22 protein-coding genes and 1 tRNA gene are annotated in these 24,598 nt (G+C 73.6%); 10 read left to right on the forward strand and 13 right to left on the reverse strand.

What is annotated here, in order from left to right:
* Positions 1-112 precede the first annotated feature (112 nt).
* Entirely contained in the window at positions 113-1,084 is a 972-nt protein-coding gene (locus ACZ62B_RS14085; protein ID WP_344563764.1) for an ABC transporter ATP-binding protein, read from the forward strand.
* A 19-nt stretch (positions 1,085-1,103) separates the two neighbouring features.
* Here ACZ62B_RS14085 and ACZ62B_RS14090 read toward each other — a convergent pair whose 3' ends face one another.
* From ACZ62B_RS14090 to ACZ62B_RS14120, 7 genes are all read right to left on the reverse strand, one after another.
* Positions 1,104-1,769, reverse strand: a complete 666-nt coding sequence (locus tag ACZ62B_RS14090) for a DUF8010 domain-containing protein (protein WP_468878246.1) — start codon at positions 1,767-1,769, stop codon at positions 1,104-1,106.
* Positions 1,766-2,188 carry an acyl-CoA thioesterase gene (locus tag ACZ62B_RS14095; protein WP_344563346.1) on the reverse strand — a complete coding sequence of 141 codons (423 nt, stop codon included), beginning with the start codon at positions 2,186-2,188 and terminating at the stop codon, positions 1,766-1,768. The genes ACZ62B_RS14090 and ACZ62B_RS14095 overlap by 4 nt, the downstream gene beginning before the upstream one ends.
* Before the next feature lie 4 nt (positions 2,189-2,192).
* Positions 2,193-3,857, reverse strand: coding sequence for an energy-dependent translational throttle protein EttA (ettA, locus tag ACZ62B_RS14100; RefSeq protein WP_344563348.1), 1,665 nt, complete (start codon positions 3,855-3,857; stop codon positions 2,193-2,195).
* 331 nt (positions 3,858-4,188) lie between these two features.
* Entirely contained in the window at positions 4,189-5,604 is a 1,416-nt protein-coding gene (locus ACZ62B_RS14105; RefSeq protein ID WP_344563350.1) for a Cys-Gln thioester bond-forming surface protein, read from the reverse strand.
* Positions 5,605-5,884: 280 nt separating this feature from the next.
* A complete protein-coding gene (locus ACZ62B_RS14110; RefSeq protein ID WP_468878243.1) occupies positions 5,885-6,364 on the reverse strand; it encodes a single-stranded DNA-binding protein in 480 nt (159 codons plus the stop codon).
* Positions 6,365-6,590: 226 nt separating this feature from the next.
* Positions 6,591-8,444, reverse strand: a complete 1,854-nt coding sequence (locus ACZ62B_RS14115) for a YfjP family GTPase (RefSeq protein WP_469690436.1) — start codon at positions 8,442-8,444, stop codon at positions 6,591-6,593.
* A 3-nt stretch (positions 8,445-8,447) separates the two neighbouring features.
* Entirely contained in the window at positions 8,448-10,058 is a 1,611-nt protein-coding gene (locus tag ACZ62B_RS14120) for a dynamin family protein (protein WP_344563355.1), read from the reverse strand.
* Positions 10,059-10,380: 322 nt separating this feature from the next.
* Here ACZ62B_RS14120 and ACZ62B_RS14125 point away from each other — a divergent pair.
* Together ACZ62B_RS14125 and ACZ62B_RS14130 are read left to right on the forward strand one after the other, a co-directional pair.
* Positions 10,381-10,453 (forward strand) — tRNA-Arg (locus tag ACZ62B_RS14125).
* A gap of 203 nt (positions 10,454-10,656) precedes the next feature.
* Entirely contained in the window at positions 10,657-11,586 is a 930-nt protein-coding gene (locus ACZ62B_RS14130) for an alpha/beta fold hydrolase (RefSeq protein ID WP_344563357.1), read from the forward strand.
* 183 nt (positions 11,587-11,769) lie between these two features.
* On the opposite strand, the gene ACZ62B_RS14135 is transcribed toward ACZ62B_RS14130, so the two are convergent.
* From ACZ62B_RS14135 to ACZ62B_RS14160, 6 genes are all read right to left on the reverse strand, one after another.
* Positions 11,770-12,042: a hypothetical protein gene (locus ACZ62B_RS14135; protein WP_344563359.1), complete on the reverse strand. Its 273-nt coding sequence runs from the start codon at positions 12,040-12,042 to the stop codon at positions 11,770-11,772.
* Positions 12,043-12,188: 146 nt separating this feature from the next.
* A complete protein-coding gene (locus tag ACZ62B_RS14140) occupies positions 12,189-12,452 on the reverse strand; it encodes a hypothetical protein (RefSeq protein ID WP_344563361.1) in 264 nt (87 codons plus the stop codon).
* Positions 12,453-12,642: 190 nt separating this feature from the next.
* Positions 12,643-13,509, reverse strand: a complete 867-nt coding sequence (locus ACZ62B_RS14145; RefSeq protein ID WP_344563363.1) for a tyrosinase family protein — start codon at positions 13,507-13,509, stop codon at positions 12,643-12,645.
* Positions 13,493-14,008 carry a tyrosinase family oxidase copper chaperone gene (locus ACZ62B_RS14150; protein WP_469690440.1) on the reverse strand — a complete coding sequence of 172 codons (516 nt, stop codon included), beginning with the start codon at positions 14,006-14,008 and terminating at the stop codon, positions 13,493-13,495. The genes ACZ62B_RS14145 and ACZ62B_RS14150 overlap by 17 nt, the downstream gene beginning before the upstream one ends.
* Positions 14,009-14,103: 95 nt before the next feature.
* Complete coding sequence (locus tag ACZ62B_RS14155) at positions 14,104-14,376, reverse strand: hypothetical protein (RefSeq protein ID WP_344563367.1); 273 nt, start codon at positions 14,374-14,376, stop codon at positions 14,104-14,106.
* Between the two features lie 144 nt (positions 14,377-14,520).
* Positions 14,521-15,225 (reverse strand): hypothetical protein, encoded by a 705-nt coding sequence (locus ACZ62B_RS14160; RefSeq protein WP_468886306.1) that lies wholly within the window; start codon positions 15,223-15,225, stop codon positions 14,521-14,523.
* Between the two features lie 339 nt (positions 15,226-15,564).
* Between ACZ62B_RS14160 and ACZ62B_RS14165 the strand changes: the two genes are divergently transcribed.
* Genes ACZ62B_RS14165 through ACZ62B_RS14195 form a run of 7 tightly spaced genes read left to right on the forward strand, consistent with a single transcriptional unit; the run spans position 15,565 to position 24,588 of the window.
* Positions 15,565-16,650, forward strand: coding sequence for a DUF3344 domain-containing protein (locus ACZ62B_RS14165; RefSeq protein WP_344563371.1), 1,086 nt, complete (start codon positions 15,565-15,567; stop codon positions 16,648-16,650).
* A 47-nt stretch (positions 16,651-16,697) separates the two neighbouring features.
* The gene (locus ACZ62B_RS14170; protein WP_469690443.1) at positions 16,698-17,942 is read left to right on the forward strand and encodes a glycosyltransferase; all 1,245 of its coding nucleotides are present in this window, start codon (positions 16,698-16,700) and stop codon (positions 17,940-17,942) included.
* Positions 17,939-19,363: an exopolysaccharide biosynthesis polyprenyl glycosylphosphotransferase gene (locus ACZ62B_RS14175; RefSeq protein ID WP_344563375.1), complete on the forward strand. Its 1,425-nt coding sequence runs from the start codon at positions 17,939-17,941 to the stop codon at positions 19,361-19,363. Before ACZ62B_RS14170 ends, ACZ62B_RS14175 begins: the two co-directional genes overlap by 4 nt.
* Before the next feature lie 6 nt (positions 19,364-19,369).
* Positions 19,370-20,719, forward strand: a complete 1,350-nt coding sequence (locus tag ACZ62B_RS14180) for an O-antigen ligase family protein (protein WP_344563376.1) — start codon at positions 19,370-19,372, stop codon at positions 20,717-20,719.
* The gene (gene murJ, locus ACZ62B_RS14185) at positions 20,716-22,701 is read left to right on the forward strand and encodes a murein biosynthesis integral membrane protein MurJ (protein WP_469690445.1); all 1,986 of its coding nucleotides are present in this window, start codon (positions 20,716-20,718) and stop codon (positions 22,699-22,701) included. Before ACZ62B_RS14180 ends, murJ begins: the two co-directional genes overlap by 4 nt.
* Positions 22,685-23,449, forward strand: a complete 765-nt coding sequence (locus tag ACZ62B_RS14190) for a polysaccharide deacetylase family protein (RefSeq protein ID WP_469690447.1) — start codon at positions 22,685-22,687, stop codon at positions 23,447-23,449. Before murJ ends, ACZ62B_RS14190 begins: the two co-directional genes overlap by 17 nt.
* Positions 23,449-24,588: a glycosyltransferase gene (locus tag ACZ62B_RS14195; RefSeq protein ID WP_469690449.1), complete on the forward strand. Its 1,140-nt coding sequence runs from the start codon at positions 23,449-23,451 to the stop codon at positions 24,586-24,588. The genes ACZ62B_RS14190 and ACZ62B_RS14195 overlap by 1 nt, the downstream gene beginning before the upstream one ends.
* Positions 24,589-24,598: the final 10 nt, after the last annotated feature.

Consider the following 24,598-nt stretch of genomic DNA (forward strand, 5'->3'; position numbering starts at 1 on the left):
GGCCGTGGCCCGGCCGCCCCCGTTCCGGGGCCCGGGTGGCCGCACGGTCTCCCGGCGGCCGGGGCCGCCCGTACGGTGCCGCAGCGACCGACTCCCGCCCAGGAGGCCCCCGATGACCTCGGACCCCACGCTCGCCGAGCTGGCCGGCCGCGTCGCCGCCGACCGCGACCGCCCGGCCTACGGCCATGACGCGCTCATCACCTGCGACCGCCTGGTCCGTGTCTTCACCGCGGACGGGGTGGAGGTGCAGGCGCTCCAGGGGCTCGACCTCCTGGTGCGGGAGGGCGAGTTGATGGCGCTCGTGGGCGCGTCCGGCAGCGGCAAGTCGACCCTGATGAACATCCTGGCCGGCCTGGACACCCCCACGGCCGGCGCGGCGCGCGTGGCCGGCCGTGATCTGCTCACGATGACCGCCCGGGACCGCCTGGCCTACCGCCGTGAGGTCGTCGGCTTCGTCTGGCAGCAGACCTCCCGCAATCTGCTGCCCTATCTGACCTCGGCGCAGAACGTCGCCCTGCCGATGCAGCTCGCCGGCCGCCGCGGCGACCGCGCCCGGTCCGGTCGCCGGGCCCGCGCCGAACGCGCCCTGGAACTGCTGGAGCTGCTGGAGGTGGCGGACTGCCGCGACCGCCGCCCGCATCAGATGTCCGGCGGTCAGCAGCAGCGCGTCGCCATCGCCGTGGCCCTCGCCGGCGACCCTTCCGTGCTCCTCGCCGACGAACCCACCGGCGAACTCGACTCCCACACCGCGGAGCAGATCTTCGCCGCGTTCCGCACCGCGAACGAACGGCTCGGCACGACCATCGTGATCGTCACCCACGACCAGGCGGTGGCGGGCGAGGTCCGCCGCACGGTCGCCATCCGCGACGGCCGTACCTCCACCGAGGTGCTGCGCCGCAGCGAGGTCGACGCGGCCACCGGCCACGAGACCGTCGTCGCCCGCGAGTACGCCATGCTCGACCGCGCCGGACGCCTCCAGCTTCCCGCCGAGTACACCAAGGCGCTGAACATGCGTGACCGCGTCGCGCTGGAGCTGGAACCCGACCACATCGCCGTCCGTCCCGACGACAGCGAGGGACGGTGAGCGGGTGCGCGGACCGCCCTCAGCGCACGCTGAGGCCCAGCGCCCCGAGGCCCGCCCGGCGCACGGCGACCGACCCGTAGGGCGTGCGCAGCCGGAGCCACGCCCCCGAGGAGAACAGTCCCTGTTCCCCGCCCCGCAGGAACCCCAGCGACTGGGCGGCGTGCACCGCCCGCACCGGAAGCCCGGTCTCCGCGACCGTGCGGGACCAGATCTCCCGCCCGATCCGGTCGAGCTCCGCCCTGGTCCGCAGCTCGGGCGCCAGTTCCTCCGTACGGGAGCGGAACTCCGCGACCGACGCGGCGACGAGCCCGCTCAGCTCCCGCGGCGCCGGCAGTCCTGGCTCGGCCCGCCAGCCGCCGCGCGGCGGCAGCACCCCGGCCCACGGCGGTCCGGTCACCGCGCCCGGCACGACGGCCGTGGCGGCGGACTCGTCCACCGACTCCAGCAGCTCACCGGCGGACACGGTCACGTCCAGCGTGACGTCCAGCCCGTTCTCGTACGGCTTCGCCAGCCGTACGGCGCGGATGGCGAGCACCTCGAAGGAGGGCGGCCGGCCGAAGACGGCGAGCGCCGTGCCGGCCGCCTGCAACCGCACCGCGGCGGAACGGTCGTAGTGCAGCAGCCGGGAGAGGAAGGCCGCGAGGTCCGCGGCCTCCCTCTCGTCGGCGAGGTGGAGCACCGTCATGCGGCGACGGCCTCCTCCTCTTCACCGGCGGTGTCGTCCGTGTACTCCTGGAGGAACTCGCGCTCCTCCGCGGTGAGACGGCGCGGACGCTGCGCCTCGAAGTCGAACGGCACGATCACCGTCGACGCGCGGACGTAGACGAGGTCGTCGTCCTTCACCTCGTAGGTGAGGGTGAAGGACGCCGCCCTGATCTCCGTGACCCACAGCTCGATGTCGACCGGGTGGTGCCGGTGGACGAGCTGCCGCTTGTAGTCGATCTCGTGGCGCGCCACCACGGACCCCTGCTTGAAGTCCTTCTCCGGGCGGAACAGGAAGTCGATACGGGCTTCCTCCAGGTAACGGAGGAACACCACGTTGTTGACGTGGCCGTACGCGTCCATGTCCGCCCAGCGCAGCGGGCAGCGGTAGATGTGCCGCAAGAGATCAGCCCCGGGTCAGCTTCTTGTAGGTGGCGCGGTGCGGGCGCGCGGCGTCCGGGCCGAGCCGCTCGACCTTGTTCTTCTCGTAGGACTCGAAGTTGCCCTCGAACCAGAACCACTTGGACTCGCCCTCGTAGGCGAGGATGTGCGTGGCGACCCGGTCCAGGAACCACCGGTCGTGGGAGACGACCACGGCGCACCCGGGGAACTCGAGCAGGGCGTTCTCCAGGCTGGAGAGCGTCTCGACGTCGAGGTCGTTGGTCGGCTCGTCGAGGAGCAGCAGGTTGCCGCCCTGCTTGAGGGTGAGCGCGAGGTTCAGGCGGTTGCGCTCACCGCCGGAGAGGACCCCGGCCGGCTTCTGCTGGTCCGGTCCCTTGAAGCCGAAGGCCGAGACATAGGCACGGCTCGGCATCTCGACCTGGCCGACGTTGATGTAGTCGAGCTCGTCGGAGACGACCGCCCACAGGGTCTTCTTGGGGTCGATGTTGGCGCGGCTCTGGTCGACGTACGAGATCTTGACGGTCTCGCCGACCTTGATGGAACCGGAGTCCGGCTCCTCAAGACCCTGGATCATCTTGAACAGCGTGGTCTTGCCCGCGCCGTTCGGCCCGATGACCCCGACGATGCCGTTGCGCGGCAGCGTGAACGACAGGTCGTCGATGAGGAGCTTCTCGCCGAAGCCCTTGGTGAGGTTGTTGATCTCGACGACCACGTTGCCCAGGCGCGGGCCCGGCGGGATCTGGATCTCCTCGAAGTCCAGCTTCCGCATCTTGTCGGCCTCGGCGGCCATCTCCTCGTACCGGGCCAGACGCGCCTTGGACTTGGCCTGCCGCCCCTTGGCGTTGGACCGCACCCACTCGAGCTCTTCCTTGAGGCGCTTCTGCCGCTTGGCGTCCTTGGCGCCCTCGACCTTGAGGCGGGCGGCCTTGGTCTCCAGGTACTTGGAGTAGTTGCCCTCGTAGCCGTGCAGCCGGCCGCGGTCGACCTCGCAGATCCACCCGGCGACGTTGTCCAGGAAGTACCGGTCGTGGGTGACGGCCACGACGGTGCCCTCGTACTTGGCGAGGTGCTGCTCCAGCCAGTTCACCGACTCGGCGTCGAGGTGGTTGGTGGGCTCGTCGAGCAGCAGCAGGTCGGGGGCCTCCAGCAGCAGCTTGCACAGCGCCACGCGGCGCTTCTCGCCACCGGAGAGGTTGGCGACCGGCCAGTCGCCGGGCGGGCAGCCCAGCGCGTCCATGGCCTGCTCGAGCTGGGCGTCGAGGTCCCAGGCGCCTGCGTGGTCGAGCTGCTCCTGCAGCTTGCCCATCTCGTCCATGAGCTCGTCGGTGTACTCGGTCGCCATCTGCTCGGCGATCTCGTTGAACCGGTCGAGCTTGCCCTTGACCTCGGCGACACCCTCCTGGACGTTCTCCAGGACGGTCTTGTCCTCGTTCAGCGGGGGCTCCTGGAGCAGGATGCCCACGGTGTAACCGGGCGTGAGGAAGGCGTCGCCGTTCGACGGCTGCTCCAGCCCCGCCATGATCTTGAGAACGGTCGACTTACCGGCGCCGTTCGGACCGACGACACCGATCTTCGCCCCCGGCAGGAAGCTCAGGGTGACGTCGTCGAGGATCACCTTGTCGCCGTGCGCTTTGCGCGCCTTGCGCATGGTGTAAATGAACTCAGCCAAGAGAAACCGTCCGGCAGCTTGAAATCTGGCAGTGGGCAGATACACCCCATCTTGCCGCACCGCCACCCCAGGGACGAAACGCGTCAGCTTCGACTCCTCTGACCTGGGGTTTCCCGAATGGCGCCGGAGCCCCGCCGGTCACTGCCGGCCGGTACCGGCGTCGAACGCCCCGCGCCGGCACCTCCGGGAAAAGGGAGAGCGTCAGCCGGCAGTCGGCGTGGCCGGGGCTCACCCGCTGCCGGACCGACCAGTGCCGGACGGTCCCGTCCACCACGAGGCGGCGGATACGTCGATCGTTCCTCATCGAGCCGCTCCGGGCACCGGGGGTGTCTCAGTCGTCGGAGGGGGTGTTCCTGCGGCGGGTGATGACCAGGCCCGCTCCGCCGAGGACGACCAGGGCGATCGCGGTGCCGGCGATCCACGGGGTGGCGCTGGAGGAGCCGGTCTCGGCGAGGTTGGTGTCGGTGGGGGTGTCGGTCAGGGGGGTGGGGCTCGGGCCCGTGAGGGTGTGGGTGGTGGTGCCGATCTCGGCGGCCCGGGTGAGACAGTCGAGCATGCCGGTGAAGCGCTGTTCGAAGCCGTTCGGGCCCGTGACCGTGAAGTCGTAGGGCCGGTCCTCGCTCAGCGGGACCGTCACCGTGCGGGACTCGCCGCCCGCGACGGTGTGCTCCTCGCCCGCCACTTCGAAGGTGAACGGCTCGTCGTCCTGGTTGGCGACGGTGACGTCCACCCCGACCTCGGCGCAGTTCTCGCGGGCGGACAGCGCGGGTATCGCGCCCTTGAGCGCCCAGGTGGCGCTCGCCGTCGCCGAGACCGTCGACTCGCTGGAACCGGCCAGGATCTGCGTCTGGCTCCGGCTCTCGGAGACGAAGGCGCGGCCGACCGGCACCGTCGTCGAGGCCTGCGCGGTCAGCTCGGCGGTGTCGGCCGCCGCGTCCTCGGGCACCTCGAAGAAGATCCGGCTGCCGTCGGTGGCGGTGGTGACGGGCTCGCCGTCCTCGTCCACGATCCGTACCCCGGTCGTGGTGGCGTCCGCCGGCGGGGAGACGGTCACGCTGCGCGCGTCGGTGCGCACCGTCACCGGGCCGATCCGCTCGCCCGGGCGGCCGGAGACCGCCGGCGGGTCCAGGGCCAGCGACGCCTTCGGCTCCGCCTGATCGCGGGCGTTCTTCTGCAGGTAGTCGGCGAGCTGCTCGGCCTGGGGGTCGACGGCGTCCACGGAGACGTCGTCGGAGTACCGCCAGATGGCCACCTGGGTGCCGGCCGCCGCGTCCTGCTCGGTGAGCCGGCCGCGTACGCCTGCCTTCTTCGCGAGTGCCGCGAGGTCGTTGACCTGCGGGTAGGAGTTCCGCAGGATCCAGCGGATCCGGCCGGCGTCCTCGTTGGTGCCCAGCGAGGTCCCGCTCCAGGCGGTCTCGTGGTACTTGGCGTCCTTCTGCGTGGGCGTCTGGATGTCGACGCAGTACGTCTGCAGCATGCCGCCGCCCTCGACGGACATCTCGAACAGTCCCGCCGACACCTGCTGGTCCCCGGCGGCGCCGCGTATCACGGCCGCGCCGTAGGTCTTGAGTCCGCCTATGGTCGCGGCCGCCCCGCTGTGGTCCGGCGCCGTCCCCTCGTCGGCGGCGGCTGCCGTCCCGGCACCGGCCAGTACGGCTGTGGCGACGAGTCCGGTCACCAGCGCCCCTGCGGCGAGGCGGGCCGGCCCGCGTCCGCGCGCGGGCCCCGCGGAGAACGAAGCAAACACCGAAATCCTTCCCGGGCGGGACCCGTTGACGTGGGGGGCTGACGGTCCCACCAGCAGAATCACCGGCCCCGGGGGTGCCGGGAGCCATGCCCGGCATCCTAAGGAGGCGGCGATGCGCGCTTGCCGATGATCGCGTCGGAGGACTGATCCGACTCGGAATCGTTATCGCGGAAGCCGTCGCGAGCAGGGCTTATCGACAAATCCACCCAGGATGTTCCGGTACGCATCCGCCGATAAGCCCCGGTTCGGTCAGCGGTGGTTCCGGGGCCCGTCGCTGACCTCACGTCACCGCCGCCGGTTCCGGGCGGCGTTGGGGCGCGGTTCCGTCCGCGGTCGCCGAACTTCCCGCTCCGCTTTCCCAGTTGGGTTCGGGACGCTCCGGCACGGAGGCCTGCTCCGGTCGCTGGGCGCGCCGGAAGGCGGTCGTGCCCCGGGCGAGGTCGTGGCCGATCGACACCGCGTCGATGTCCGCCGACATCCACCCCTGCTGTCCCTCGCGCGTCTCCGTACGCACCTTCAGCCGGCCCTGCACGATCACCGGTTCGCCCACCGACAGCGACGCCGCCGCGTTGGTGGCGAGCTGCCGGTTCGCCCACACCGTGAAGAAGTTGGTGTGTCCGTCCGCCCAGGCGCTCTTCTCCCGGTCCCAGTACCGGGACGTGACCGCGATCCGGAACCTGGCCGCGGGGCCGGACGCCGTCTCCCGGTACACCGGCCCCGTCGCCACGTTGCCCACCACGCACACCATCGTCTCGTTCATCGTGTCTCCCTCCCTCGCCCGGGCCCGCCGGCCGCGCACGGCGGCACCGGCGCCGGGCTGATGCGCGTACGGGCCCGTCCCGTACGGCTGCCGTCCGGCAGGGCGACCGCGGACCGTCCCGCGATCGCCGCGAAGCCAGACTGCCTCCGTCGGGCCGGGCCCGCTGAGCGCTGTGGACCACCGCCGGCCTGTGGACATCCCCGCCACCCGAAGGAGGCGCTCCGCCTCAGTCCCGGCCGGCTCCCGTCCCCGTCCCCGCCCCCACACCCACGACCCGCCCGTACTGCTCCCGTACCTCCCGGTACCGCAGCAGCTCCGCCGCCACCGGATCCAGGACGCGGGCCCGGCCGCACCCCGAGGCCGCCTCCCGCAGCCGTCTCTCCGCCTCCTGCCCGTACCGCCGGGCGGGCCCCCGGGCCGCCATGCGGCAGCTCCACTCGACGAGCGGGCCGCCGACGATGCCGATCGCCATCAGCAGCACCGGCACCCCCAGGTTCGGCGCCATGACCCCGATGATCTGCGCCAGCAGCCACAGCCCGCCGACGAACTGAAGCACCGTCATCGACACCTGGACGAGTACGGCCAGCGGCCACCACCCGGGCCGCGGCGGCCTTCCCGGCGGCAGTCCCGCGCGTACGGCCAGCTCGTCCAGCGCCTCCGGCAGGCCCTGGGAGCCGCGTACGGCCGCCTCCCGCACCGCCAGCGCCCACGGCGGCGGCAGTCCGGCCGAGGCGCGGTCGGCCACCGTGCGCACCGCCTGTTCCACGCGCTGCCGGGCCGTCGCCTCCTCGTCGGGCCGGCCGCGCGGGGCGACCCGGCCGGTGGACGGCTCGCCCCGCTCCTGGCACCAGCGCCACAGCCGCAGCCAGGGCGTGCCGCACGCGCGGTTGGCGTTGCGCAGCCAGGCGCGTTCGGCCGCCTCGCCCGTGGCGGTGGCCCCCACGGCGTCCGCGAGCCGGTCGGCGAACTCCTCGCGCGCCTCCTCGCTCAGCCCGGTGCGCCGCCGGGTGGCGTACACGGGCCGCAGCCGGGCCGCCGCGATGTCCACGTCCGCGGAGATCCGCCGGGCCGGGGCCCCGCGTTCGGCCACGAACCGGGCGAGTGATTCCCGCAGTTCGCCGACCCCGTCCCCGGTGAGCGCGGACAGCGCCAGCACGGTCGTGCCGGGTTCGCCGTACTCCCCCAGGACGATGCCGTCCTCGTCGAGCAGCCGCCGCAGGTCGTCCAGGACCTGCTCGGCGGCCTCCCCGGGCAGCCGGTCGGTCTGGTTGAGGACGACGAACATGACCTCCGCGTGGGCCGCCATGGGCCGCAGATAGCGCTCGTGCAGCATGGCGTCGGCGTACTTCTCGGGGTCGACGACCCAGATGACCGCGTCGACCAGGCCCAGGACGCGGTCCACCTGCTCCCGGTGCTGGACGGCCGCCGAGTCGTGGTCGGGCAGGTCGACCAGGACCAGCCCGCGCAGCCGCTCGTCGGCGTCCGCGGTCGCCTGGAGGGGGCGCCGCCTGAGCCTGGGCGGGATGCCGAGGCGTTCGATGAGACTCGCCGCGCCGTCGCTCCAGCTGCACGCGATGGGCGCGGCGGTGGTCGGCCGCCGTACGCCGGTCTCCGAGACGGGCACTCCGGCCAGCGCGTTGAACAGCTGCGACTTGCCGCTGCCGGTGGCGCCCGCGATGGCGACGACGGTGTGCCGTCCGGAGAGCCGGCGCCGCGCGTTGGACTCCTCGATGACCCGGCCCGCCTGTGCGAGGGTCCGGTTGTCGAGCCGGGCGCGGGAGAGCCCCACCAGCTCGCGCAGCGCGTCGAGCCGCGTCCGCAGCCAGGGGTCGTACGCGAGCGGGGCCACGGCCTGCGGCACGGGTGTGCGGGCCGCCGCCACCCCGCCCTGCTCCTCGTCGGCGCTCCCGTTCACCCGGCGCGCGATCAGCCCGTCGTCCCAGGGGCTCGCGGTGTCCGTACGGGGCGGCCCCCCGGCGTCACGGTCGGAATGCCCGGGGTGCTCGGGGTGCTCGGGGTGCTCGGGGTGCTCGGGGTGCTCGGGGTGCTCGGTGTGGTCCTGGTCAGTGACGGCGGTCACCGGTCACCTCTCCTTCTGCAGTACGGACAACGCGGCGATGAGTTCGGCCTGGGGCTCCGCGTGCACCTCGAGCGCGTCGAGCGGGGCGAGCCGGCGTTCGCGTTCGGTGTGCATGACACGGTCCACGTGCGCGACGAGCAGCCGTCCGCCCCGGTCGCGCAGCCGCAGCGCGCCGTGCGCGCCGATCCGCTCGGCGAGCCCCTCTCCGGCGGTCCGGGCCCGGCGGCCGCCCAGCAGTGCCGTGGCGACCAGCGCGGCGACCGTCTCGGGGTCGGGCGCGGCGCTTCGGTCCAGCTCCCGCACCTCGTCCTCGGCGTACTCCTCGAGCTCGCGCCGCCAGCGCCGTACGGCCAGCCCGATGCGGTGCTCGGCGCTCTCGGGCGCGGCACCGCTGCCCGCGAGCTCGGGGGCGTCCGCCGCGGGCTCGCGCCGCCAGGCGTCGTCGACGCGCTCGTCGGCGGCGGCGACGGCGCACAGCAGCAGCGCGCTCAGGCTCTCCACCAGGGTGTCGAGGAGTTCGCCCGGTGCGCAGTCCAGGGGGAAGGCGCGCCACCGTCTGAGCGCGTCGCCGGCGAGTACGGCTCCGGCCTGCAGCCGGCCCCGCACGCGCGCGTGCTCGCTGTCGTACGCCGCGTCGACGGCGGCGGTGAGCCGCAGCGCGGCCGCGTACTGCGCGGCGGCGGCACCGGCCAGTTCGGGCATGCGGGTGTCGAGGGAGCCGAGGACGCCGTACGCGGTGCGGGCCATCACGTGCTGCCGGGCGGCGGGATCCAGCGTCTGGTGGACCAGCCAGGTCCGCAGCGAGGCCACGGCGGTGGCGGGCAGCAGTCCGCCGCCCCAGGCCGACTCGGGCAGCTCGGGCACGGTGAAGCGCGGCACGTGGCCGAGTCCGGCCTTGGTGAGCAGGGCGCCGTACTGCCGGGAGACCTCGGAGACGACCTGGTGGGGTACGCGGTCCAGGACGGTCACCAGGGTGACGTCGTACTCCTTGGCGGTGCGCAGCATGTGCCAGGGCACGGCGTCGGCGTAGCGGGCGGCGGTGGTGACCATGACCCAGATGTCCGCGGCGCTGATGAGTTCGGCGGCGAGGACCCGGTTGTCGGAGACGAGGCTGTCGATGTCGGGCGCGTCCAGGAGGGCGAGGCCGGGCGGCAGGGTGTCGGCGGTCTCGACGTGCAGCACCCGCGCGGGGTCCTCGCCGGGCAGGAGCAGGTCGTCCGCGGGGTCCCGGTGGTGGGGCACCCACACGCGCGTGAGGTCGGGCAGCACCCGCATCCCGCTGAACCAGTGGTGGTCCTCCGGGTGGCAGACGAGCACCGGTGTCCGGGTCGTGGGCCGCAGTACGCCCGCCTCGCTGACCCGGCGGCCCACCAGGGAGTTCACCAGGGTGGACTTCCCGGCTCCGGTGGATCCTCCGACGACGGCCAGCAGGGGCGCTCCGGGGTCTCTCAGCCGGGGCACCAGGTAGTCGTCGAGCTGCGCGAGCAGTTCGTCGCGGTTGGCACGCGCGCGTGCGGCCCCCGCCAGGGGCAGCGGGAAGCGTGCGGCGGCGACACGGTCGCGCAGGGCGGAGAGTGCGTCGAGCAGCTGGGGCCGTACGTCCAAGGTCACCACATGCGAAGAATGCCCAATTTTAGGGGAATTCTGAAGCATATGTGTATGCCTGCGCGCCGACAGGACACAAGGGACGGAAGGGACGACCGCGACGCGTGTACCCCCCAGGCATAACGAGTGCACAACACCCGGTGGCGCGAGAGACCAAAAGCGGTGCACGATTCGTACCTGCCTGCGATTATCAGGACCGCTTCACCGAACCTCCACATCGAGCCACGGAGGCGAGGCAACAGGGACAAGGATGCGGGAGCCCTATCCTTGTCTCCGGCGACGTCACGGACAGGCCCGAACCCGGGCACCACGACGACAGGCCACCACACCGGCCCCCGTAGCTCAGTGGATAGAGCAGGCGCCTTCTAAGCGCTTGGCCGCAGGTTCGAGTCCTGCCGGGGGCGCAATCTCCTCCTGACCAGCGGAAACGCTGGTCCTTTTCATTTCCGGCGCGATGCGCATCACTGCCAGGCCAAGCGCCTTGCCTCACTCCGGTCCGCGAGCCCTGTCGTCAGGATCGCCCACCTTGGAGTGATTACACCGGATTTGCCATGATCCTGGTAATCATGGATCGGTTCGCTGTCTTTCGCCCTTCCCGGAGCCGTTCATGCGTACTGCCGTCACCGCCGTCCAGGACTCCGTGGAGGAGCGGGATCTCACCTTCGAGGGGTTCGCGTACACGTGCCGGATCGTCCACCAGGGCGCGCCGCAAACGGCTCCGCTGCTGCTGCTCGGAGGGTCGTCGCAGGACCGGTACTCCTGGCAGAGCCACGAGAGATGGCTGGCGCCGTTGTGCACGCTGATCACCGTGGACCTGCCCGGTTACGGCAGCTCGGACTTCCTGCCGGCCCGCTACGGCATCGACTTCCTCGCCGACGCCGTCCAGCACATGCTGACGGAGATCGGCGTGCCCGAGGTGAACCTGTTCGGCGGCTGCTTCGGTGAGGTCGTCGGCCTCCGCTTCGCGCAGCGGCATCCGGAGCCCGTCCGGCGCATCGTCTTCGGCGGCGCGGCGATCCGCCTTCCCGACATCTACACCGACGCCGTACCGCGCGTGTCGCGCGCGCTCGAACAGGGTGACATCGAGGGGGCCGCCGAAGGGCTGGTCCGGCTGTTCATGTCGAACCCGGGCGCCGGCAAGGTCCGTAAGCACGCGGCGGTGGCGCGCCTCCTCCACCGGCAGTTCATGAACCAGACGCCGGACGAGCTCAGGAAGGCCGTCGAGCACAACACGAGGCTCGTGACACACGGCTGCTACGAGCCCCTGCCCGTGCCCGACGTGCCCTCGCTGGTCTTCACCGGCGAGTACGACACCCTGTGCACCCCGGAGATGGGCCGCGAACTCGCCGCGACGATGCCCTCGGCGCGGTTCACCACCGTCAAGGAGGCGGACCACCTGGTCACGGTCGAACGCAGTCAGGAGTCCGCGGACCTGATCGGCCGCTTCTGCACCGACCGCCCCATCGACGGCCTGCCGTACTGCGGCACCGTCGAGTCGCCGCGCGCCGACACCGTCCACGCGGCGGCCTGTCGTTGAGGATCCGCCTCCGTCCGGTGACGCGGGCCCGTGAGGGCGCGTCACCGGGGAGGCGCGTTCTCGCGTCCGGCACCCGCGCAACGCGCGACGGCCGGGACCCGATGTCGGGTCCCGGCCGTCGCGGGGTGGCTCACACGCCGGTCGCCGACGCGGGAAGGACGCCTCGGCCGTCTCGGCGGGAAGTCAGGACTTCTTGGCAGGGAGGGTGACGAAGCTGTTGCAGGACATCTCGCCCGAACCCGAGCAGCTCTGCGACTGCTTGTTCACGATCTGTACGTTCCCGGCCTCGTTGGTGAGCTTGTACTCGCTCACCAGAACGCAGCGACGGTTGCCGTTGTCGTCCTCGACGCACTTGGCCGCCTCGCCGTTGGCGAGGGCCTGACCGGCACCGAGACCCGCCAGGGCGAAGCTCCCCAGGATCCCGGCTGTCACTGCGATCTTCTTCGAAATGAACATCTGCTCTTTTCCTTTACGGTCGACTCTCCGTGACTGGCCGGCGGAGTCGGTCCGAATGCCTGGAGCGGCGCTAAGCCGCACAGGCCCGGGACCCGAGCCCTGAGGCCGGATCCCGGGACCTGCCTACATCACTTGGTCAGCGCTGGTCAGCCGAGACCGAAGCCGGCGTTGCACTCCTGGGCGGTGTTGCCCGCGGACTGGGTCGCAACGCCGAGGATGTTGGCGTTGACCTGCAGGTCGCTGACGTTGATGAGGCCGCCAACGCCCGAGTCGTTCGCCTCGCACGAGGTGCTCTGGTCGTTGTCGATCTTGACGCTCGGCTGGTCACCGGCGTGGCTGACGCCAGCACCGAGGAAGCCAACGCTGCCGAGCATGGCCACGACGACGGCGGCCTTCTGGAACTTACGCATTACCTCTCCGTTTCTCGTTCATGTCGGCACAGTCCGTTATGGGCTGTTCACCAACGGTCACGACTATAGGTGATGCTTTGAGGCGGTTCGCAATCAAAACGCCCAATTGCGCATCTTCCCTGTGAAGTTGCAGGTCAGCGCGGTGTGAAGGGGTATCAGATGGCCGAACGGGAGACGTGGACGAGCCGTGTCACGCGTAGCGGTACGTCGCGCTGACGTCCTCCAGCTCTCCGGGGGTCACGTCCCACGGCGGCAGCCTCTCGTGGCGGGAGACGATCCGGCCGTGCTGCTCGTCGCCGGAGCCCGGCGCGGTCGCGGGCCGGTAGCGGGCCCCGCCGTGCCTGCGCTGCCAGCGGTACCACTGCAGGTCGACGAAGGCGTGGTGGAGCCAGAAGACGGGGTCGTTGACGGAGGCGGCGGAGAGCATGGTCCCGCCGACCCAGCGGTGCACCCGGTTGTGGTTGCGCCACGAGACGCTGCCCCGGCCGGTGCCCCAGCCCTCCAGCCGGTTGCGGAAGCCCCGCGTGACCGTCGAGTCCCAGGGCGCCACGTCGTAGGCGGACTCCTTCAGCGCCCACTCCAGATCGCGCTTGCCCGGCAGGGCGATCGGGTCGGCTCGGCGGCCGAGGTCCCGGGTGAGGAACTCCGTCTCGGTCACGTTCACCCGGATCGTCCAGTTCCCTTCCCGGTACGCGAACGGACCCGTCGTCACCTGGCGGTCGGAACGGCGCCCGTCGCCGCCGAGCAGGTCCGCGGTCCACGGCGCGGAGCGGGCCGTGCGGTCGCGGGTCCAGTCCCAGTACGGCAGGGTCACCGAGGAGTCCACCCGGCGCAGGGCCTCCTCCAGGTCGAGCAGGAACCGGCGGTGCCAGGGCAGGAAGGAGGGCGCCATGTGGGCGGTGCGCAGTCCGCGCTCGCCGTCGGAGGAGTAGTACGCGATGTGCGTGCGCACGAATTCGTCGTACTCGCCCCGCCGCTTGACCTCGAGCAGCGCGTTCACGAACCGGCGCTTCTCGGTCGCCGTGAGGGTGGCGGCGTCCTTACGCACGTACGCCATGGATGCCTCCCCGGTGCTCGTGCCGCGGCCGCGTGCCCGCGTCGCGCAGCCGCTCACCGGGGGCGAGGGCGTCCACGGCGGCGCGGGCGGCGTCGAGCGGTGTGGGGTAGGAGCAGTAGTGGTCGACCATGCTCAGCCAGGTGCCGTCGGCCCGGCGCATCAGGTGCAGGGGGCGGCCGTCCACGGTGACGTGCCAGTGGCCGTCCGCGGCCCGCGCCCCCTGGATGCGGCGGCCTCGGTGCGTCCGGTCGAAGGAGGCGCGGCCGGGGGCCCTCCCGGGGGCGGGGCGCGGTACGCGGAAGGCGGTGAGCAGCGGTGCCAGGGCCGCGGCGAGCGCGCCGGCGCGCAGTCCGCGTGCCACGTCCCTCCGCGTTCTGCCCTCCGATGCCGATACCGGTGCCGATGTCGGTGCCGATGTCGGTGTCGGTGCCGGTGGTGCCAATGCCGGTTCCGGCGGTGGCTGCGTGTCTTTCGGGGTTCCGTCGATGTCGATGACCATCGGTCCAACTCCCTTTGTCCATACGGTTTTCCGTAGCGGCAAACGGAATCCGGCCCCCAGTGGAAACTGGGGGCCGGATTTCGCGGGGGTGCTTTTCAGGCGTGCAGCCCCAGGTCGCCGTGGACCGGCTTGGCCTCGTTCACCGTGGCCGCCGCTTCCTTCGTCGTGCCGAGCAGCGATTCGTCGTCGGTGTCGACGAGCGCCGTCTCCGACTTGTGCCCCTCCATCAGCTCGAAGGGGACCGCGGTGCGCAGGCCGGTGTCCACGCCGGTCTGCGCCAGGTCGAGGGACTCCGCGTACGCGGGCGCGGCGGCACCGGCGGCGATCAGGGTTCCGGCAAGGACGGCGGCAGCCTTCAGGGACTTCATCGTGTTCCTTTCTTCGGCAACGCGGGGGTCGGTCGCCGGAGGGGAATTCTGTCGCCGTGCCTAACGATCCCCGGCCGGAGCGGAAACCGTGGAGCGAGAGATTGGCAAGTCCTCATATGAGAGTTTTTCGAGGACGGCGGGGTTTTACGAGGATGCCGCGGGCGGCAGCAGCAGCGAGGTGAGCGCGGGGAACGTGACGCCCGGGAGCAACGGCGTCTGCGCGGGGGCGGCCGGCGCGGGCAGGGTCGACGCCTGGGGCTCGGTGTCGAGCAGGGCGTCGACGAGGTCGTGCGCCCAGGCCGCCAACTCGCTGCCCAGCGTGGGCTCCTGAGTGGTGCTCCCGTCCGCGTCGGTGTCGGGCCGGAGCAGTTCGAGGAGGCTGTCGAGGGCCTCCCGCAGGGCGGTCAGCTCCTCGCTCGTGAGGTCGTCCCCGGAGAGGGTCAGCTCCGCGTCGTCCGTCGTCGTGGCCGACGGCGACGGCGACGACTCGGTGGTGGTGTCGGTCTCCGTGGTGGTCTCGGTGGTCGTCGCCTCGGTCGCGGCCACCGGGTCCTCGTCGGCCGCCTTCGCCAGGACGTCCTTCACCGCGGCGCCCAGCTTCCTGGCCTCACCGGAGGACACCTGGCCGTCGTCCTTCTCGAGTACGGCCTTCAGCAGGTCGACGACCGGGGCGAGTGCGTTCTCGTCCCCGTCGGCGGTCCTGGCCTGTGCGAGCAGCGCGGCGGAGGACGCCGCGCGGTCGTGCGCGGTGTCCGTGTCGGCCGCCACGGCGGCCGGGCCGGCGAGTCCGGCGAGGAGGGCGGCGCACAGTGCGCCGAGTGCGATGCGCCGGGCAGGCAGAGCGCGCATGGAGGTTCCTTTCGCAGGCTTCGGATCTTGAAGCCCACCGTGAGAGCGCCCGGGGGCTCCCGCAACCGGAGGTGCGCCATTCGGTTCCCCGCCCCTCGTCCGTCGCGCGTTCGCCCGGCGGGTCCCCGGGGAAGCGGTGGGCCGGGCCGGCCAACCCCTTCTCCTTCCCCTGAAGAGGCTTCACGATTCCAACACACTCACCACCTTTCACCGAATTTCGGTGAATTTGTCCGTTTGATGACTAGAGTTGCGAACCTCCGAAGCACCCTCATGGGCGGCCGCATCGCACTCGTCCCGCTGCCTGCCACCGCCACCCCGTTCCGAAAGGCTCCGACGGTCATGCGTCAATCCCTGGGCCAGATGCTTCGCCGTGCGGCGGTGGGCGTCCTCTCCCTCGCGGCTATGTGGGCCCCCTGCGGCTCCGCGGCCGCCGCGCCGGTCGCGCCCTCCCCGGAGGCCGACGGCCTCGCCTTCTCCCAGCGGTACCGCGCGGTCCAGCACGGCGGCATCGTGCGGGCCGCCAACGCCTCCGCCACCTGCCGCGCCCAGGCGTCCTCCTGCCGGGACGTGCAGGCCGGCGCGCAGGGGGTGAACGGCGACTTCGACATGTCCTACATCGACGTCGACAGCGACCCGAACACGTACAACTCCTCCCGCGCGGAGGTCCGGCTGCCGGCCGGCTCCCGGGTGACGTACGCCCGCCTGTACTGGGGCGGCAACCTGCTGGCCGGCGAGCAGAAGCCGTGGCAGGACAACGGGCGGGTGCTGATCGCCGAGCCCGGCGGGGAGTACAAGGAGCTGCTCGCCGACACGGTGGTGGGGCACCGGGTGGCGGACGGCGCGGACGCCTTCCAGGCCTCGGCGGACGTGACGGCGCTGGTGCGGGACAGCGCGCCGGGCCTGTACACGGTGGCGCAGGTCAACGTGGCCATGGGCAGGTCGGCGGCCGGGACCTGGGGCGGCTGGACGCTGGTGGTGGCGTACGAGAACCCGGCGGAGCCGCTGCGGCACCTCGCGCTCTGGGACGGCTTCGCCCCGCTGGGCGGCCGCGCGGGGGTCGAGATGCCGCTGAGCGACCTGCCGTTCCCGGCGGGCGCCGGGGGCCGGGCGGGGCTGGTGGCGTACAACGGCGACCGCGGCACCGCCGGCGACTCGCTCGTCCTCACCGCGGGTCCCACCCCCACCGCGTTCACCGACCGGGCCAACCCCTTCGACGACGTCCTGAACTCCACCATCGCCGACCCCGGCGACGCCTCCCCTGCGCGGGTACCGGCGTACGCCAACACCCTCGGCTACGACTCCGACGTGTTCGACCTCGAAGGGGGCCTGCCGCGCGCCGGTGACCGGGCGGCCTTCCGGCTCACGTCCGAGCGGGACGCGGCATGGGCGGGCGTGCTCTTCGCCGCCGTCGACGCCCGGCGGTGAACGCGTCCGCGCCCGGCGCCTTCGGGCGCGAGGGAACCGAGGGAACCGTGCCCGCGGACCCGTCGCCCGACGGCCGCCGGCCGCGGGTCCTGCACCTCACCCAGCCGGTGGACGGCGGAGTGGCGCGTGTCGTGACGGACCTGGTCCGGGCCCAGCTCGCGGACGGCCTGGACGTCACCGCGGCCTGCCCCGACAGCGCGCTCACCGGCCGGCTGCGGTCGCTCGGCGCGCACGTACGGCACTGGGGGGCGACGCGTTCGCCGGGCGTCTCGCTGGCGCGGGAGGTACGGCAGCTCGCCCGGCTGATCGACGAGGTGCGCCCCGATCTGGTGCACGCGCACAGCGCGAAGGCCGGGCTCGCCGGACGGCTCGCGGTGCGCGGACGGATCCCCACGGTGTTCCAGCCGCACGCCTGGTCGTTCGAGGCGGTGGGCGGGGGCACGGCGGCCCTCGCGCTGCGCTGGGAGCGGTGGGCGGCACGCTGGGCCGCGCGGGTGGTGTGCGTGAGCGAGGCGGAACGCGCCACCGGCGTGCACGCCGGGATCACCGGCCGCTGGACCGTCGTGCCCAACGGCATCGACCCCGACCGTTTCCGCCCGGCGCCCGCGGGACCCGTACGGGCCGGGCTCGCGCCGCTGGCCGGGCCGGGCGCCGAGGCGCCGCTCGCCGTGTGCGTGGGCCGGCTGTGCCGGCAGAAGGGGCAGGACGTCCTGCTGCGGGCCTGGGACGCCGTACTGCGCCGGGTGCCCGACGCCCGTCTCGTCCTGGTCGGCGACGGCCCGGACCGTGACCGGCTGCGCGCGGCCGCTCCCGAGTCCGTGCTGTTCGCGGGGGCCGTCGCGGACGCCTCCCCCTGGTACCAGGCCGCCGACCTCGTCGTCCTGCCGTCCCGCTGGGAGGGCATGGCGCTCGCCCCGCTGGAGGCGATGGCCTGCGGGCGGCCCGTGGTCGTCACGGACGTCGACGGCGCCCGCGAGAGCCTGCCGCCGTCCTTCGCCGCCCCGTGCGTGGTGCCGCCGGAGGACCCCCGGGCCCTGGCCGGGGCGGTCGGCGAGCTGCTGCTCGACCCGGTGCTGCGCGCGTCCCTCGGCGACCGGGGCCGCCGGCACGTGCTGTCCCTCCACGACGTGCGGCACACCGCGCGGGCGGTCGCCGACGTCTACCACGACCTGCTCGGCACCCGGCCCGCCGCGACCAGGACACGCCCGTGCCGGGCGGACCGGGGCGCCGAGGCCGACCGGACGTCATCGCGCGTCGAGCCCTTTGAGCACAGGGAGTCCATCCACTCGTGACCGCCGAACGTACCGTGGCCTCCCCCGGCGTACCGCCGCGGGACCACGGATTCTTCCCGCCCGTCTCCGTCATGCCGCCGCGCGGCACCGACACCGGCCCCCGGCTGCCCACCACGCCGCCCCGGACGGCCTCACCGCTGCCGCTGCTCGTCGCGGACGGTGCCGCCGTCCTGCCCGCCGCGCTGGTGGTTCCCGGGGCCCAGCGCCACCCACTGCTCGTCGCCCTGCTGATCGCGGTGTCGCTGCTGCTGCGCCCGCGTGACAGACGGCCGCCGGTGCCGGGGCTGCTGGAGGAACTGCCCGCCGTGTGCGGCCGGGTCGCGGTGGCCTGGTCGGCCGGCGCGGCGCTGTGGGCCGCTTACCGGCCGGAGCAGGCGCTGTCCGCCGGCACCGTGCTGACGGGGCTCGCCGTGCAGGCGGCGGCGGCCTGTGCGCTGCGCGCGGCCGTGCACGGGCGGCGGCGGGCCGCGCTGCTGCACCGCCCGCACGCCGCGCTCGTCGTCGGACCGGCCGCGACCGCGCAGCGGGTGGCCGCCGCCGTGCTGCGCCACCCGCGCTGCGGGGTGCGGCCGGTGGGGATCGTGGCCGGGCAGCAGGACGGCGCCGAGGGCGTGCCGGTGCTGCGCACGGAGGAGGAGGTCGAGCGGGCGGTCATCCAGAACGGGGTGCGGGCGGTGCTCGCCGTCCACCCCTCGGTACGGAACGAACAGGGGCCGCTGCTGCGGGCGCTGGCCGCGTCGGGCTGCGCGGTCTGGGAGGTCGACGCCGGCCCGGCGCCGTACCCGGCGCGGGAGCGGTTGGCCGGATTCCCCTGCCGGCGGCTGGACTTCGCCCCGGCGCGCGACGGCGGCCCCGGCAAGCGGCTGCTCGACGTCCTGGTCTCGGGGACGCTGCTGCTGCTGGCCGGTCCGCTGCTGCTGGTGTGCGCGGTGACGCTGCGGCTGGCTGACGGGCCGGGGGTGGTGTTCCGGCAGGAACGCATCGGCCGGAACGGGGAGCCGTTCACGCTGTTGAAGTTCCGCACCCACCGACCGGTCGACGAGCACGAGTCGGCGACCCGGTGGAGCGTGGCGGGCGAGCACGAGATGCGCTGGTTCTGCCGCATGCTGCGGCGCACCTCTCTGGACGAACTGCTCCAGCTGTGGAACGTGCTCCGCGGCGACATGAGCCTGGTCGGACCGCGGCCCGAACGGCCGTACTTCGTCGCGCAGTTCAGCCAGACGTATCCGGGTTACGCGGCCCGGCACCGGATGCGTACCGGCATCACCGGGCTGGCGCAGATCCACGGACTGCGCGGCGACACCTCGATCGAGGACCGGTGCCGGTTCGACAACGCCTACATCGACGACTGGTCGCTGTGGCGGGACGTCTGCATCCTGCTGCGCACCGCGGCCACGCTGGTCCGCCCGACGGGGAGCTGACGCCACGTGAGCCACGCCCTCGTCCCGCCGCCGCTGCCGCGCCCGGCCGCCGCCCTGGTGCCGGCCCTGCCGCTGGTGGCGGTGGTCGTCCTGGCGGGCCTGCCGCCGACGGGGGACGGCGCGGGGCCCGCCGACGTGGTGTCCGCGCTGGTGGTCGGCTACTGCGTGATCCGGCTGCTGCGGGAACGGCGGCGCCCGCTGTCGCCCGTCGCCGCCGTGGTGCTGGGGCTGCCGGTCGTGGGGCTGGCGCTCGCCGCCATGGGGGCGGCCTCGCCCCAGGCGGCGCTCGACGGCATGTCCCGCTATCTGCAGATCTTCGTGCTCGTCCCGGCCGCCGTGCTGGTGCTGCTCCGTGGCCGGGCCGACTTCCGGGTGCTGGCCTGGTCGTTCGTGGGGCTCGCGCTGTGGCAGGGGGCCGTCGGGACGCACCAGTACGTCACCGGGACCGGTGCCTCGTACCAGGGCGAGAACGTCCGGGCGGTCGGCACCTTCGGAGCCACGGACGTGATGGGCATGGCGACGGCGGTGTCGCTGGGCGTGGTGTGCGCGGCGGGGATCGCGCTGGGGCGGGCCCCGGTGCGGCAGCGGGCGGCCGCCGCCGGGTGCGCCCTGCTGCTGGTGCTGCCGCTGGCGCTGTCCTTCAGCCGGGGCGCGTGGATCGCGACCGCGCTGACGTGCGCGGTGCAACTGGCGCTGGCGGGGCTGCGGCGCGCGCTGAAGGTGGCGGCGGCCGTGGTCGCCGCGGGCGTCGTGCTGATGGGCGGGTTCGGGGTCGGTACGGCGATGCTTCAGGAGCGGATCGACAGCATCACGGAGGTCACCGACACGCCCGACCAGTCCGTCGTCGACCGGTACACCCTGTGGGCGGCGGCGACCGGCATGTGGCGCGAACACCCGCTGACCGGAGTGGGGTTGAAGGGCTTCCCCGAGTACCGCGACGGGCACGCCACCCTGGCGCTGTCCTCCGGCAGCGACATCGGGGGCGCGGGCGAGGAGTACCACAGGCAGGCGCTGCTGTCGCCGCACAGCATGTATCTGCTGGTGCTGAGCGAGCAGGGCCTGATCGGACTGCTGACGCTCGCCGGGGGCTGGCTCGCGCTGCTGGTGTGCGCGCTGCGGCGCCTGCGGCGGGCCCGCCGCAGGGGCCCCGGCCTCGACTGCGCGCTCGTCGCCGTCGGCCTGCTGCTCTGGCTGCTCACCGACTTCGTCTACGGCGACATCGGCGGCCCCTCGACCGTCCTGACCGGTGTGGCCCTGGGCCTGACGGCGTGGTGGGCGCTGTCCCGCGACGACCGGCCGTACACCGCCCGGCGCGACGAGGCATCCGAGCGGGTCGAGGAGGCCGCGACACGATGACAGTGCTGCCGTCCCGGACTCCCGGCTCCGACACCACCGGCCCCGAACCCGGCGGCCTCAAGACCGGCGGCCCCGCCCCTGACCGGCCCGCGGACCCCGGTCTCACCGGCCTCGCGGCCGACACACGCACGACGACCGACGATCCCGCAGCCGGCCGGTCCCGGGCCGACGGCCCCGTACCCGGACGGACCACGACGGGCGGATCCACGACGGGCGGATCCACGACGGGCGGGCCCCAGCCCACGGACCCCGAACTCACCAGCCCCGCAACCGGCGGACCCGTGTCCGGCGCGGTCGGGCTGCGTGAAGCACCGGGCGGCGGGGGCGAGGGGGCGGCCGGTGACGGGGGTGAGCCGGGCGGGGTGTCGCGGAGGTTCCTCGCGCGGGCCGCGTTGGGGACGGCGGTGTTGTCCATCGCCGGGTCGTTGCTCGGGCTGGTGCGGGACCAGTCGCTGGCGCGGTTGTTCGGGGCCGGGAGCGACACGGACGCCTTCCTGGTCGCGTGGACCGTGCCGGAGATCGCCGCGACGCTGCTGATCGAGGACGGGCTGGCGATCGCGCTGATCCCGGCGTTCAGCATGGCGCTGGCGCGCCGGGCCCGGGGCGTGCCCGGCGACCCGGTGCGCGAACTGGTCAGGGCCACCCTGCCCCGGCTGTGCCTGGCCTTCACCGCGGTGACGGCGCTGGTCGCCGCCGGGGCCCCGTACCTGGTCCGCGCCCTGGCGCCCGGTCTGCCCGACCCCCGCCTCGCCGTCGACTGCACCCGGCTCACCGCGCTCAGCCTGCTGGCCTTCGGGCTCGCCGGGTACTGCAGCGCCGTCCTGCGGGCGCACCGCCGTTTCTTCGCGCCGGCGGCGATCTACGTCGCCTACAACACCGGCATCGTGGCGACGATGTTCCTGCTGGGCGGGGAGTGGGGGGTGCGGGCTGCGGCCGTCGGGGTCGTGGTGGGCGGCTGTCTGATGGTGGCGGTGCAACTGCCGTCGCTGTGGCGGCGACTGGCGTCCCGTGCGCCCGCGTCCGCCGCCGCGGGGGTCGCGGGCGAGGAGCGGCCGGTGCGCCTCGCCCTGATCGCCGCCGTGCTGCTGTTCGCGCTGTGCCGCCAGTCGCAGGTCCTCGTCGAACGGTTCCTGGCGTCCTCCCTGCCCGCCGGGTCCATCTCGCACCTCAATTACGCGCAGAAGGTCGCCCAGATCCCGATGACGCTGTCGCTGATGGTGTGCACCGTCACCTTCCCCGTGGTGGCGCGGGCGCTCGCCGACGGCGACACCCGCCGGGCCCGCGCCCGGGTGGAACGGGACCTGGTGCTGGCGTCCTGTGTGGTGCTGGCGGGCATGTGCGCGGTGATCGCGTGCGCCCCGCAGATGATCGAACTGCTCTTCCAGCGGGGCGCGTTCACCGCGGCCGACACCGCCGCGACGGCGAACGTCATGCGCGTGTACGCCCTCGGTCTGCTCGGCCAGACCCTCGTGGGCGCCCTCGTCCGCTGCTACTTCTCCGCGGGCCGCCCCAGCTGGTACCCCCTGGGCGTGATGGCGGCCGGCATCGTCGTCACGTCCCTGATCGGCGCCGCGACCGTGGGCCGCTGGGGGGTGGCGGGGATCGCCGCCGCCAACGCCCTCGGCATCACCGTCACGGCCGTACTGCTGCTGACCGGCCTGCGCACGGCCCGCCACGGCGACCCGGCCCGCGACCCGGCCCGCGACCCGGGCGGCGTCTCGACCGGCGTCTCGATCGGCGTCCGCGAGGTGCTGGGCCGGCTGAGCCGGCCCGTGCTCGCCTCGGTGCTCGCCGTCGCCGCCGGGGCGTTCGCCGCGAGCCGCTTCGAGTCCCCGGTGGCCGCCCTCGCGGCCGGCTGTCCGGCCGTGGCCGCCGTCTTCGTGCCGCTCGCCCTGTCCGTCCTGGGCGTTCGACGCTCCGCATCCGCACTGCGCTCCGTACGCACCGTCACACGAAGGCTCACACATGGCCGCTTCCGTTGATTCCGTCGCCACCGGCAGACCCTCCGCGCCCCGTCCGGGCCCCGTTCCCTGGGTGGCGATGTACCACTCGGTGGGCGACTGCTCGGACGATCCGTACCGCATCACCGTCACCCCCGGGCGGCTCGAACGGCAGCTGACCTGGCTGCGCCGGCGCGGGCTGCGCGGCGTGTCCGTCGCCGAGCTGCTCGCCGCGCGCGCCCGGGGCGAGGGCCGGGGCCTGGTCGGCCTCACCTTCGACGACGGCTACACCGACTTCCTCACCGGCGCCCTGCCGCTGCTGCGCCGCTTCCGCTGCGGCGCCACCCTCTTCGTCCTGCCCGGACGGCTCGGCGGCGACAACGCCTGGGACCCGCTCGGTCCGCGCAAGCCGCTGCTGACCGCGGACGGCATCCGGCGCGCCGCCGCCGAGGGCGTGGAGATCGGCTCGCACGGTCTCGCCCACGTCGACCTGACCCGCGCGGACGACGCCACGCTCACCGCCGAGGTCGCCGGGAGCCGGGCCCGGCTGGAGGAGCTGACCGGCGTCCCGGCCGACGGGTTCTGCTACCCGTACGGCACGGTCGACGCGCGTGCCGTCGAGGCGGTGCGGAAGGCGGGCTACGCCTACGCCTGCGCCATCGACCCCGGCCCGCTGACCGGCCCGCACGCCCTGCCGCGGGCGCACGTCGGGCAGAACGACACGGCGTGGCGCCTGCACCTCAAGCTCCGGCTGCACCGGCTGCGCCGGCGCCCGGTGGAGGGCCTGTGATGAGGGCGCTGCACATCATCACCGGGCTCGGTGTCGGCGGTGCCGAGCAGCAGTTGCGGCTGCTGCTGCGTCATCTGCCGGTCGACTGCGACGTGGTGACGCTCACCAACCCCGGCGCGGTCGCCGAGGGGCTCGGCGCCGACGGCGTACGGGTCGTGCACCTGGGCATGGGCGGCAACCGCGACCTGGCCGCGCTGCCGCGTCTGGTCCGGGTGATCCGGGCCGGCGGCTACGACCTCGTGCACACGCATCTGTACCGGGCCTGTGTCTACGGCCGGCTCGCCGCGCGGGTCGCCGGGGTCCGCGCGGTCGTGGCGACCGAACACTCCCTGGGCGACACCCAGATGGAGGGTCGCAGGCTGACGGCGGGGGTGCGCGCGCTGTACCTGGCGAGCGAGCGGCTCGGCTCGGCGACGGTCGCCGTCTCCCCGACGGTGGCCGACCGGCTGAAGCGCTGGGGCGTGCCCGCCCCCCGTATCGAGGTCGTTCCCAACGGCGTCGACCTGGACCGTTTCCGCTTCGACCCGCAGCGGCGGGAGCGCACCCGGCGGCGCCTCGGCCTGCCGGAGGGCGCGTTCGTCGTCGGCGGTGTCGGCCGGCTCGCCCGGGGCAAGCGGTTCGACGTCCTCGTCCGGGCGCTGGCCCTGCTGCCGGAGGACCACTGGCTGCTGCTGGTGGGCGGCGGCCCCGAGGAGCACGTGCTGCGCCGCACCGCCCGTGAGGCCGGGGTGGCGGGGCGGGTCCTGTTCACCGGCGAGCGTCCCGGCGTGCCCGACGGCTCCCCCGGCCCCGACCTGCCCTCGCTGGCCTCGGCGATGGACCTGTTCGCCTCCCCGTCCGCGGAGGAGGCCTTCGGCCTGGCGGCCGTGGAGGCGCTGGCGTCCGGACTGCCCGTGCTCTACGCCTCCTGTCCGGCGATCGAGGACCTGCCCCCCGGGACCTGCGCCGGCGCCCGGCGGGTGCGCGGCGGTCCCGGGACGTACGCCCGCGCGATCGCCGAGGTCCGTACGGCGGGCCCCGGACCGCGCACGGCCGGCCGGGCCGCGCACCACTACAGCATCACCCGCAGCACCGCCCGCCTCATGGACGTGTACACGGCGGCCGTCGCCGGTCCGCCGACGTCCGCCGCCGCACCGTAGGCCTCCGCCC

The organism is Streptomyces sp. NPDC053426 (assembly GCF_055585405.1).

Bases quoted from the DNA above. Each gene is read 5' to 3' on its own strand.
- ACZ62B_RS14160 (WP_468886306.1), bottom strand. From the start codon at position 15,225: ATGCGCGCTCTGCCTGCCCGGCGCATCGCACTCGGCGCACTGTGCGCC.
- ACZ62B_RS14085 (WP_344563764.1), top strand. From the start codon at position 113: ATGACCTCGGACCCCACGCTCGCCGAGCTGGCCGGCCGCGTCGCCGCC.
- ACZ62B_RS14165 (WP_344563371.1), top strand. From the start codon at position 15,565: ATGCGTCAATCCCTGGGCCAGATGCTTCGCCGTGCGGCGGTGGGCGTC.
- ACZ62B_RS14155 (WP_344563367.1), bottom strand. From the start codon at position 14,376: ATGAAGTCCCTGAAGGCTGCCGCCGTCCTTGCCGGAACCCTGATCGCC.
- ACZ62B_RS14150 (WP_469690440.1), bottom strand. From the start codon at position 14,008: ATGGTCATCGACATCGACGGAACCCCGAAAGACACGCAGCCACCGCCG.
- ACZ62B_RS14130 (WP_344563357.1), top strand. From the start codon at position 10,657: ATGCGTACTGCCGTCACCGCCGTCCAGGACTCCGTGGAGGAGCGGGAT.
- murJ (WP_469690445.1), top strand. From the start codon at position 20,716: ATGACAGTGCTGCCGTCCCGGACTCCCGGCTCCGACACCACCGGCCCC.
- ACZ62B_RS14090 (WP_468878246.1), bottom strand. From the start codon at position 1,769: ATGACGGTGCTCCACCTCGCCGACGAGAGGGAGGCCGCGGACCTCGCG.
- ACZ62B_RS14135 (WP_344563359.1), bottom strand. From the start codon at position 12,042: ATGTTCATTTCGAAGAAGATCGCAGTGACAGCCGGGATCCTGGGGAGC.
- ACZ62B_RS14110 (WP_468878243.1), bottom strand. From the start codon at position 6,364: ATGAACGAGACGATGGTGTGCGTGGTGGGCAACGTGGCGACGGGGCCG.
- ACZ62B_RS14145 (WP_344563363.1), bottom strand. From the start codon at position 13,509: ATGGCGTACGTGCGTAAGGACGCCGCCACCCTCACGGCGACCGAGAAG.
- ACZ62B_RS14190 (WP_469690447.1), top strand. From the start codon at position 22,685: ATGGCCGCTTCCGTTGATTCCGTCGCCACCGGCAGACCCTCCGCGCCC.
- ACZ62B_RS14195 (WP_469690449.1), top strand. From the start codon at position 23,449: ATGAGGGCGCTGCACATCATCACCGGGCTCGGTGTCGGCGGTGCCGAG.
- ACZ62B_RS14140 (WP_344563361.1), bottom strand. From the start codon at position 12,452: ATGCGTAAGTTCCAGAAGGCCGCCGTCGTCGTGGCCATGCTCGGCAGC.